The sequence below is a fragment of the Mixta mediterraneensis genome, from assembly GCF_030283135.1.
Taxonomy (GTDB): domain Bacteria; phylum Pseudomonadota; class Gammaproteobacteria; order Enterobacterales; family Enterobacteriaceae; genus Pantoea; species Pantoea mediterraneensis.
In genome coordinates this window covers 1-10,385 of sequence record NZ_JASUAZ010000072.1, presented here as the reverse complement: position 1 = coordinate 10,385, position 10,385 = coordinate 1, and the positions used below count along the sequence as shown (strand labels likewise).

The 10,385-nt window shown below is 48.4% G+C and carries 10 protein-coding genes, 1 tRNA gene and 1 pseudogene; 6 read left to right on the top strand and 6 right to left on the bottom strand.

All coding sequences use genetic code 11. From position 1 onward, the window contains the following. On the top strand, positions 1 to 334 hold a 334-nt coding region (locus QRY16_RS20915; RefSeq protein ID WP_289777921.1), incomplete at its 5' end, for a LysR substrate-binding domain-containing protein. Positions 335 to 1,034: 700 nt separating this feature from the next. On the opposite strand, the pseudogene QRY16_RS20910 reads toward QRY16_RS20915, so the two are convergent. The 4 genes and pseudogenes from QRY16_RS20910 to QRY16_RS20895 all read right to left on the bottom strand — a co-directional run. Beyond that, positions 1,035 to 1,425: pseudogene (locus tag QRY16_RS20910) on the bottom strand (Arm DNA-binding domain-containing protein); the annotation flags it as partial. Between the two features lie 165 nt (positions 1,426 to 1,590). Continuing rightward, positions 1,591 to 1,666, bottom strand: a tRNA-Asn gene (locus QRY16_RS20905). A gap of 103 nt (positions 1,667 to 1,769) precedes the next feature. Then, the gene (mtfA, locus tag QRY16_RS20900) at positions 1,770 to 2,546 is read right to left on the bottom strand and encodes a DgsA anti-repressor MtfA (protein WP_289777920.1); all 777 of its coding nucleotides are present in this window, start codon (positions 2,544 to 2,546) and stop codon (positions 1,770 to 1,772) included. Positions 2,547 to 2,716: 170 nt separating this feature from the next. Then, positions 2,717 to 3,394, bottom strand: coding sequence for an ASCH domain-containing protein (locus tag QRY16_RS20895; RefSeq protein WP_193403957.1), 678 nt, complete (start codon positions 3,392 to 3,394; stop codon positions 2,717 to 2,719). A gap of 603 nt (positions 3,395 to 3,997) precedes the next feature. On the opposite strand from QRY16_RS20895, the gene QRY16_RS20890 reads away from it, so the two are divergent. Together QRY16_RS20890 and QRY16_RS20885 are read left to right on the top strand one after the other, a co-directional pair. Continuing rightward, the gene (locus QRY16_RS20890) at positions 3,998 to 4,696 is read left to right on the top strand and encodes a phosphohydrolase (protein ID WP_289777919.1); all 699 of its coding nucleotides are present in this window, start codon (positions 3,998 to 4,000) and stop codon (positions 4,694 to 4,696) included. Between the two features lie 78 nt (positions 4,697 to 4,774). Further along, entirely contained in the window at positions 4,775 to 5,026 is a 252-nt protein-coding gene (locus QRY16_RS20885) for a hypothetical protein (protein WP_289777918.1), read from the top strand. Positions 5,027 to 5,094: 68 nt separating this feature from the next. Here QRY16_RS20885 and QRY16_RS20880 read toward each other — a convergent pair whose 3' ends face one another. Together QRY16_RS20880 and dcm are read right to left on the bottom strand one after the other, a co-directional pair. Further along, entirely contained in the window at positions 5,095 to 6,693 is a 1,599-nt protein-coding gene (locus QRY16_RS20880; RefSeq protein WP_289777917.1) for a methyl-accepting chemotaxis protein, read from the bottom strand. A gap of 121 nt (positions 6,694 to 6,814) precedes the next feature. After that, positions 6,815 to 8,203 carry a DNA (cytosine-5-)-methyltransferase gene (gene dcm / locus QRY16_RS20875; RefSeq protein ID WP_289777916.1) on the bottom strand — a complete coding sequence of 463 codons (1,389 nt, stop codon included), beginning with the start codon at positions 8,201 to 8,203 and terminating at the stop codon, positions 6,815 to 6,817. A gap of 268 nt (positions 8,204 to 8,471) precedes the next feature. Between dcm and QRY16_RS20870 the strand changes: the two genes are divergently transcribed. The 3 genes from QRY16_RS20870 (at position 8,472) to QRY16_RS20860 (ending at position 10,225) form a co-directional block, all read left to right on the top strand. Continuing rightward, positions 8,472 to 8,948 carry a very short patch repair endonuclease gene (locus QRY16_RS20870; RefSeq protein WP_289777915.1) on the top strand — a complete coding sequence of 159 codons (477 nt, stop codon included), beginning with the start codon at positions 8,472 to 8,474 and terminating at the stop codon, positions 8,946 to 8,948. A gap of 69 nt (positions 8,949 to 9,017) precedes the next feature. Beyond that, entirely contained in the window at positions 9,018 to 9,293 is a 276-nt protein-coding gene (locus tag QRY16_RS20865; protein WP_289777914.1) for a hypothetical protein, read from the top strand. A gap of 20 nt (positions 9,294 to 9,313) precedes the next feature. Further along, entirely contained in the window at positions 9,314 to 10,225 is a 912-nt protein-coding gene (locus tag QRY16_RS20860; RefSeq protein WP_289777913.1) for a DUF808 domain-containing protein, read from the top strand. Positions 10,226 to 10,385: the final 160 nt, after the last annotated feature.

The following is a 10,385-nucleotide window of genomic DNA, read 5'->3' as shown; positions in this document are numbered from 1 at the left end:
GGTTATGCCTAGTCGTCAACATGCGTTCCGTCTCCTTCTTGAAGAAGCGATGAGTGTATGTAATTTATCACCGACCTATGCTATTGATATTGATGGTGTAAGTACAATCCTTGAACTCGTGACGCATGGTCTTGGTAGCGCAATTCTTCCCAAAAATGCAATCGTAAATTTTGCTCAGTCCAATGAAGTACAATTTAGACGCATTGGTCAGGATGGTTTGTTTGCTCCTCTTTCGCTTGCTACAAGTACGCGGCGACCGCATACAATGTTGCAAAAAGCGACAATCCAATTAATTAAAGAATTAATAATCCCTTCAAAAAACCAGCCGGTTTAATTTCACAAAAAAACTAATTTAGTATGGATCATAAATCAAATATATAACTAATTGTTAACTATCACTGTCAAGATAATAATAAAATATATTATTAATTGTATTGTTATTCCAGAGTTTACTATTTTCCATCCAGGATGCTATCCCACATAATTTGCGTGCGTGTTATGAAATGCCCATAGCCCGTCTTACTAATATTGCCATAGTATTAACCCTGGGTTGACAGTTTATTTTATTGCCTCTATTTTGAGTAAGGGCAAAGCTATCGTATTTTATCATGCTCTTTGTTATGCCTTCTCATTGCATTTATTTTTAAATGAGATAGTGTTGTCTATATATCAGCTTAAATTGTTATTCGGGAACAGCAATGTTTTTACCGGTATGGTTTGTTATAATACAATAAAAGTGATGAACATTAAAAATGTTATTTTTATCACGAAAGGAGTCAGGTGTTTTATTATTTTCCTGTTTTTAGTTGTCTTACAAATGAGTCATCGTTATTTTCGTATCTACCAAAATCAGGACGCTCTGGGAAAACACTGCTTACTATTCCAGTCAACATTATGTGTCGTTGCTGTAGTTTTTAAATACTACTTTACAAACTCCAGATGGTGAATTTGCATGACCACACAATCGTGTTTTCCTGCCTTTATCCAGTCTGATGGTTTTATCTCTGGATGGTTCATGGTTCATGGTTCATGCGGTAAGTTTCCAGTTGCGTCCAGACAGAACGTTGATAATCTTCCGACCAGGTGGTTTTAGTGACAAACCAACCTCTGGCAACAGTTTTAAAAGCACGGATGTTGTTACGCTTTTCCTGAACCGCTTTGTTGTCAGACTTTTTTTGGCGCTGGGATCAATTCCGGAAGCTAACAGCTTTTTGGCTTCATCACGGCGCTGTCTGGCATCAGCAAGAGAAACGGCGGGGTAAACACCAATCGAAAACACTTTCTGCTTGCCCTCAAAGCGATAGCCTAACTGCCAGTATTTTGAGCCATTGGGTGTACCAGCAGATACAGACCGAATCCGTCTGTGAGCTTCACCGCTTTTTCTGAGGGCCTGGCATGTTTTATTTTAGTATCAGTAAGTGGCATGGGTTCCCTCCGAATGCTGGTAAAAAGAAAAACGAACTCGCTTTACCAGCAAAAGGGTATAACTTCGAGTGGTTTTTAACCGACGTGTATAGATATGGGGAAGGGAATAACTAATTGATAAAAAGCAAAAAACCAGGTGTCAGTAGACATCTGGTTTCTTTAAATTGGCTCCTCTGACTGGACTCGAACCAGTGACATACGGATTAACAGTCCGCCGTTCTACCGACTGAACTACAGAGGAATCGTTGGAACGAGGCGAATATTAGCGGCGCCGCAGGAGCGTGTCAACTCCAAAAAATACATTATCATTCAACTGGCTAGCTTTAACGCAAAGCGATCGCGATTTAAGCAGATTCTGACGAGATTGCCATCATGCGCGTTAATGGATCTTGTTGATAAAAGCGCTGTAAGTGCTGATACATAACAGGAAAACGCTCGACCAGCAGATCAGGTGCGCTGAAAAAATATTCGGACAGCACAGCAAAACACTCAGCGGGATCGCTGGCGGCATAAGGATCGATACTTGAGGCCTGTTCGCCGACCAGTTCAACTTCACTGGTGATCTCATCCATGGCTGCACGTAAGTCTCTTTCCCATAACGCGACCTCGCGCAGAGGCATCATCGGAATACCGCTGGTATAGCCGCTACCGCGTGCATCCAGCTTATGCGCCACTTCGTGAATCACCAGGTTATAGCCGGAAAGGTCAAACGAGTCCTGAATATCTGACATGTTGAGCACCACCGGACCTTGCGTCCAGCTTTGGCCAGCCTGTACCGCAGGAGCATTGTGCACAAGTCCCGCTTCATCCTGCCAGTTATCTTCAGTTAAAAAGGGGCCAGGATAGATCAGCACGTCATGAAAGCCGTCCAGCCAGTCGAATCCTAACTTTACCACCGGTAAACAAAACAGCAGGGCAATGCGCAACTTATGCAGTTCGTCGAGTTGCACACCATCCAGCGGCACCAGTTTTTTCTGCGATAAAAAACGCTGCGCCAACAGCACTAACGCACGCTGCTCATCATCAGTAAGGAGGGTAAAGATCGGTTGTGCCAAACCTTGCTGCCACGGCAATGCAGCTAAAGATGGCTCTACATGTGTTTTCCAGGGCCAGTTAAACATCACAGCACTCGCTCAGAATCAGAGGGTCACGCTATCCTGACGCGGCAAAAATAAAAATGCCAGCATCGAAACATCATGCTGGCAGGGTTTGGTTGGCGACAGGCTCAGGAAAACTATTCAACCGCTTTGCAGCGGGCATGTCTGTGATTTCGCCCGCAAAGCGCGCTTAATTAGCCTCTGTCAATGCGGTGAAACTCAACGACCCAGACCCAGGGATTGACTTCCCAGCTGGTCGCGCCGTACTGTTTTTGCCATGCTTTGCGGTAGGCCTCTTTGGGTGACTCGGAGTCCATGTTCATGGTGAAGAAGTTATTAAGGAAGTGCGAATCGGTCTGTACGCCTTCGGCCATGATGTCATCTTCACTGATGTCCTGAATCTTTTCAGCGCGTACATCTGTGATCTCAAGATTAATGCGGCTCGCCCAGCGCGGCATATGAATGGCGGTTTGCCAGCCAAACTGCTCGCCTTCGGGGCTGTTCATTGAGTGCTGGCCTAATTCATTGCTGTCGGCACGATACTGACAAAAGGCGGGCAGGCGAAACGGTGTAGGATCGCGCTCGTATTCAGCCAGATCGCATTCAGGCACAATCGGCCCACGCCAGGTTTCCCGTACCCATAAAATATCGCCGGGTTTGCCATAAGGGCATTGATAACTGATGTCAGCCATCGACATCATTTTGTAACCATGCAAATGGTTTGCACTGACATCAAAAGCATGTACGCCTTCATGATGATCCTGTCCAGGACCAAAAGTTTGTGGCTTCATTATGCGCCGGGTTTGCGTTTGCTGACCAACCAACAGGGCTCGAACCCGTTGTTCAGAAAAAAGAATCGGTCGTTCTTTCATGGAGTACCTCTTTTATAAGTAGAACCCGGTTACTGCTATAAACGATCATGGCTAAAAACGCTCCAGGATAAAGCGTATATATCACTTTTCTTAATAATTTGTCGCCTTATTATCAAACTACCATCGCCTATTTTTCAGGTAAAAAATTCCAAAAAGCAAAAAACGAACCACAACTTTCTGGCAAAGCAGACGAAAACGGCTAATTACCCGGCTATAGTACGTAAAGCCAGCAATTATGGCGGTCTTTTAAGACGGATTAACCTAGGATTATAAGCGCATTTCGTGCTAGTACCGGCTTATTTATGCGGAAAATGTGATTCCTGGATAAAGCATCATGTCGATAAGCACTATTAATATTAATCTTATTTACCTAAGCCCAATTGCTTAAGGAAGTGCTGAAAAAGGTGGGATTTACGGCGATGAGGCGTAAGCGGTGCTATATAAATAATTGTAACCTCACTTTCCTGCCCGCATTTCTGGCAGCGTCGCTCTTTTCCACAGCACTGTAAAAAAGTGTCATTAGCCAGTCGCTATGATGGCTTGCCGTTCGCGCACCTTTATCTTTGGGAGGTTCGCGCATTAATCATTACAGGGAGATGGAATATGTCACTCACACTTTGGCAATCCCGCTTTGAAAGCTGGTTTCAACTTAACTGGATCCATGATGACGGTGCCCACGATATTGCCCATCTGCGACGTGTATGGATGAGCGCACAACGCATTATGGCGGGCAGCGAGGCCAACCCGCTGGTGGTATTGACTGCATGTTATTTTCATGACGTGGTTAATTTGCCGAAAAATCATCCTGAGCGTCATCTGGCCTCGACTTATGCAGCGAAAGAGACGCAGCGAATTTTGCAGCAGGATTTTATCGATTTCCCTGCCGGGTTAATTGATGCCGTTGCACACGCCGTAAAAGCACACAGCTTTAGCGCAGCAATTACACCGGAAACGCTGGAAGCAAAAATTGTCCAGGATGCCGATCGTCTGGAGTCTTTAGGCGCGATTGGTCTGGCACGGGTGTTTTACACGGCGGGCGCACTGAACCGGCCATTGTTTGATAATGACGATCCGTTAGGCAAAACGCGGGAACTCAACGACATACAATGGACGTTAGATCACTTCCAGAAAAAACTGCTGCGTTTGCCAGACAGTATGCAAACCGCAGCCGGGCGAACCCTGGCTGAATACAATGCTGATTTCCTGGTGCGTTACATGGCGAAGCTGTGCGCTGAATTGCAGGGCAATTTAACCAGTCTGGATGAGTCGGTGTTACGCGATTTCTCTCCCTTAAACGCTTAATATTAGATTTTTATGACAGTATGTTAATCGAAACGGTCATCCGGTAGCGTGGTACGCATAATAAAAGGGAGTAACGAAATGACCGAAACTGTTAATTTGACGATTAAAATAGAACCTGCGCTCAAAGAGCATATCAAACAACTGGCGCTTGAAAATCAAATTTCAATGAGCCAGGAAATTGTTCAACGCCTGCAGGCTAGCCTGCAAACCCAGCAGCATCCGGCCATTGATAATCAAGGCACTGAAGAAGATGTACCCAGCCCGCTGACTTCAGCAGAAGTAAAACAACTTCGTACCCTGCTGAAAAAGCAGGGCAAGAAGAAGAAATAGCGGAGAATAAAAACCCGTCGCTTTGACGGTTTTTTTTCGGGTTTGATTTCCGAACAAAGGTTATGGCGTTACGCTGGACGAATGCGGAATTGCTGTACACTTTCCCCCAGCCGTGACGCCTGCAATTGCAGTGAATCGGCAGCGCGCTGCTGCTGGCGACTCAACTCTTCATTAGTCTGCAATTGCCTGTCGAGCGCCACCACTTCAGCAGCAATATGGCTGACGCGATTGCTCTGAGCTTTAGCGTTATGCTGCAAATTATCAAGCTGCGTCACTACCGCGCTCACCGCCTGACTAATTTGCCCAAAGAGCGTTTCCAGCGATTTTACTTTGTTAAAGCCCTGACTGACATGCTGCTGAGTATGTTGAATCAGCCCGTCAATCTGGCGGGTAGAATGGCCGCTTTTATTTGACAGCAAACCGATTTCCTTCGCCACAACCGAAAAGCTGCGGCCATAAACACCTGCATGAGCGGATTCAATTGCGGCATTCAACGCCAGCAGCCGGGTTTGTAATGACAAGCCATCCAGCATCTCTACAATGCCAGCAATATTTCCGGACGCATCGACAATGTGCCGCATCTGAGTTTCCATCTCCTCAACCTGACGTGTGCATTTTTGCATCAGGGAGTCCGTAGCCTGAACCTGCTGTGTGGCTTGCAGCGAGACGTTAGCGCTGGTTTCTACCTCTTGTGAAACACGATGCAGGCGCTGAGACAAATGACTGAAGCTGGCGTTTTGCGTTTTGTGTTGCTCGCTAGCCTGCGCATTATGCTGCTGCATTTCACTGGCCCCGGCTGCGACGCTGGCAGCAATTGTATTGATTTCACTGACGATATGGCGCAGTCCTTGACGCATCTCTTCCATCGTATTAAACAGTTGCAGCGTCTCGCGCGACTGTATACGCGCTGGCGTACATGACGGGATCAGGTCGCCGGTGGCGATGTCCTGCAACTGACAACTTGCCTGGCGTAGCGGCGTAATCACCCCATGAAAAAGCAAAATACCGCCCACCAGCAGCAAGCTGAACAGTAGAGCCGTGACCAGCAGGGAGAGATTGCGGCTATCGGTTAAGGTCGTCAGCGTAGTGTGATTCACTGCACTGAGCTTTTTATTCGCCTGTGTAATTTCGCTAAACCAGGCGTCATTGAATTGTTGCTGATACGCCTGCATTGGCACCATAAAAAAAGCGTCAATATTGCTGGCGGCTAAGCCTTTCAGCTGCTCATTCAGGCCCTGAGTCAGCAGCGCAAAACTCTGCTGTAAATCCCCGTTTGCTTCAGCGTGATACCGGGCAAAAAGCTGTTCAGCCTGATTTAATGACGCTACAGCGGTATCTGCCAGGCTTTTCCAGCTGTCTACCGAACCGCTTTGCTGGTCTTGCATTAAATAAATCCCAGCACGGTGACTGTTGTCGCTGGCGGTGAGCAGCGCCATGCGCGCGCGATCCAGCAGGGCCAGACGTTCACGCAGTGCACTGGCCTGGGTCAGACTGGTTTTAGTGTGATCAACCTGTGCGGTAAGCAGCACAATACCGAGTGACTGCAACAGGCAAAACAGCACCACGAACAGAACAAAGTTGCCGCGCAGGCTGGTCAGCCAGGCGGGTAGAGAGGGATAATTCAGCGGTTTACGGACACGCAGCGGTAATAAAGTGAAGATAGACATCGCCCAACCAAAAAAATAAAAACAGCAGTATTAGCGGGTTGCGTGACGTCTTTGTGACAGTCCCGCCGTTAAGCGGGAAAACAGCAGAATCGTGTTTCCTGACGGAAATTAAGAATAGAAATTAGCGTTTCAGGTTGCGAATATAGGGTAATAACAACTGGGCCACCGCTGCAAATACTGGCACCACCACAGAATTACCAAACTGTTTATAAGCCTGGGTATCTGATACCGGAATGCGAAACGGTTCGCTGCCCGGCACGTCAAAACCCATCAGGCGTGCGCATTCACGGGGCGAAAGGCGGCGGGGTCGACGCGCCATATTCGCCGCGTCGTGAAAATCCGCTTCACCGATCACACTATCCCAGCCGCGATCGATCAGAATTTCGGAGCCATCTTTGTAATAGCGCGCCGATAGCGTGCGCACACAACCGTGAAGATTACGCGGATCGTTGAGACCAAAACCAAAACCATTGCCTTTCGCTTTGTGTTTTTTCGCATATTCATACAGATAGCGCCAAAGCTGCGGAGAAAGGATGTATTTCTCATCTGGCTGCGTCTCCAGCAGGCTTTGCAGGCTGGGAACCTGTGACGGAAAGTGCTGACGAATATCGCGTAGCGTAAAAGTTTTACTGCCTGCAATGTCACGACGAATGCCCACCAGGACGATACGTTCACGATGCTGGGGCAGGAAGTGGCGTGCATCAATAATTTTGACGTCAGGCGCATCAGCCTCCGCATCGGCAACGTCATATCCAAGCGCATCCAGCGTTTCCATGATGATGGCGAAGGTGCGGCCTTTGTCATGACTTTTTAAATTTTTGACGTTTTCCAGCACAAAAAACGGCGGCTTTTTCGCTGCCAGAATACGTGCTACGTCGAAAAACAACGTGCCTTGTACCTGACATTCAAAGCCGTGCGCACGGCCTAGCGCATTTTTTTTACTTACGCCCGCCAGCGAAAAGGGCTGACAAGGGAAACCAGCCAGCAGAACCTGGTGATCGGGGATCGCCGCATCAATATAGCGATAAATCGCTTCGTCACCGGACAGATCGGCGGGTTGTGTAATCTGGCGAATATCGCTGTTAAAAGTATGTTCCAGCGGATCGCTGTAGTGATTTGCCCGATAAGTGCGAACCGCTTCTTTATTCCATTCGCTGGTGAACACACATTTACCGCCGATTGCGTCGAACCCGCGGCGAATGCCGCCAATACCGGCAAACAGATCGATAAAGCGGAACGCTGGCGCAGTATAATGTGCGGGTCGTGTGGGTAGTAGGCTATGGAACAAAGCCATTTCACCGGCAGAAAGGGATGGCAGCGCAGTCTTACCCTGACGTATGCGATTAAGCTGTGGGGGCGTCCAGTCCTGATAGCCTGCGTGATGCAGACGCGCCACGAGATCGCGTACGGAATAGATCGCCAGCACCTGGGTTAACAGGGCAGATTCATCGGCGTGTGGGACAGGCGAAAGAAGGGGTTCAGCGATCGCGGCGGCGTCATCGGCGTGCATGCATTTTTCCTTAACAGTGAAGCGCCTATGCTAACACTCCTGACGCGAGGAGGAAATTGGTGGAAGGGGTCAGCCTGCCTAATCAGGCGCTCAGCTTCCATAATACCGACCCAGTAAACGGGTCGTTAAGCCAAATTTTAAGCAGTGGGTTTTCTCCAGGCTACGCCTTGACGGATTACCTGGCGCTTATTCATCATCTTTCGACGTTTACTGAATCGCTTTCGCTTTTCCGACTAAAGTTGAAGGACCAGCTAAAAAAGGAGACGCCATGGCTGATGTTCACTCCAGCGACATACGCAGTAAAAATATGCGCGCTATCCGCCAGCAGGACACCTCAATTGAGCAACGCATCGCGGTATTGCTCAAAGATCGTGGGTTCACCTATCGCGTACAGGATAAGAATCTGCCGGGACGGCCTGATTTTGTGCTGCTGGAGCAGCAGGCAATCATTTTCGTTCATGGCTGTTTCTGGCACCGTCATCACTGCTATCTGTTTAAAATCCCTGCCACCCGCACAGAGTTCTGGACGGGCAAAATCAACAGCAACGTTGAACGTGATCAACGCTATGTTAAACAGTTACAGGAGGGCGGCTGGAAAGTGCTGATTGTGTGGGAATGCGCGTTGCGCGGAAAGCTGCGTCTGAGCGATGAAGATTTACAGGAAAGAGTAGAAGAGTGGCTGCTGGTAATGAACGACAGCGCCGAAATCGATCACCAGGGTATTCATCATTATCGGGCATCCTGAGTTGGTAGCCTTGCCAATCAGCAACATAATTGGTTAGATCTCCGCTTTCTCCGTGACCGGGAGCCTGCAATGAGCAGCATCAAACTGACCGTTAAACGTCTTTATCAGATATGCGATGAGCGCATGGTAAACACCAAAGCGACAGCGCGGATTTATGTAGGCGCTACGCTGGTGGCCACGGAGGAGATTACGGGGTTAACAGAGAGCCCGGTGAGTAAGTATCTGCATGCAGAGACACAGGCAGGGCAAGTGGTACGCGTAGAGTGGGATTGTGAGGGCATCGCCGAAATGACGGTGGCTGAAATTGAGCGTTGCCCGTGTTGTCAGCATAACGAACCGGAATAGACCGGCATAAGGAGTGCATTTTGGCAGGAACAAGTTTACTGACCTTGCTTGATGATATTGCCACCCTCCTGGATGATATTTCTGTCATGGGAAAAGTGGCGGCAAAAAAAACGGCGAGTGTGTTAGGCGATGATCTGTCGTTGAATGCTCAGCAAGTCACCGGCGTGAAAGCCAATCGCGAATTGCCGGTCGTGTGGGGTGTCGCCAAAGGCTCTTTTCTTAATAAGCTGATTCTGGTGCCGCTGGCGCTGGTGATTTCAGCGTTTGCTCCCTGGCTGATTACGCCATTGTTGATGATTGGCGGCGCTTATCTTTGCTATGAAGGCGTAGAGAAAGTACTGCATAGCCTGCAACACGATAAACAGCAAAATTCGCCTGAAGCGCGTCAGCAACGTCTGGATAAGCTATCAACGCAGAACCCGCGCGAGTATGAGCAAAAGAAGGTGAAGGGCGCAATCCGTACCGATTTTATTTTGTCGGCAGAGATCGTTGCTATCACGCTCGGTATCGTATCAAAGGCACCCTTACTGAATCAGGTGATTATTCTGGCGGGTATTGCCATTCTTGTTACCATCGGCGTTTATGGCATTGTGGCGGCCATCGTGAAGATTGATGATTTTGGTTACTGGCTGCGAGAAAAATCCTCCAGCGTGGCGCAGGACGTAGGCGGCTTTTTGTTGGCGACTGCCCCCTGGCTGATGAAAATTTTGTCGGTAGTAGGCACCATTGCGATGTTTCTGGTGGGCGGCAACATTGTGGTCCATGGTATTACGCCGCTACACCATTTGATTGAAGCCGTAACCGCGGATTTTAGCGGGCTGATTTCCTCCTTACTCAGTAATGGTGCCAATTTAGTGCTCGGCTTTATCATTGGGTCGATCGTGCTGTTAGGTGTGAATCTGATTGCGAAGCTGCGCGGGAAATCGGTATAAAGCGCGCTGAAATTGCGTAACGGGAGCAGAAAAATGGATGAGATGTTTGAATTTGATATTGATGCACAGCTTGAGCAGGCTGAAGCCAAAGCGGAAAAGAAGGCCAGCGAAGTGCCTGACGATCTCGGTGACGAAGCCGATTGCGAAGGCTGCAAAATTT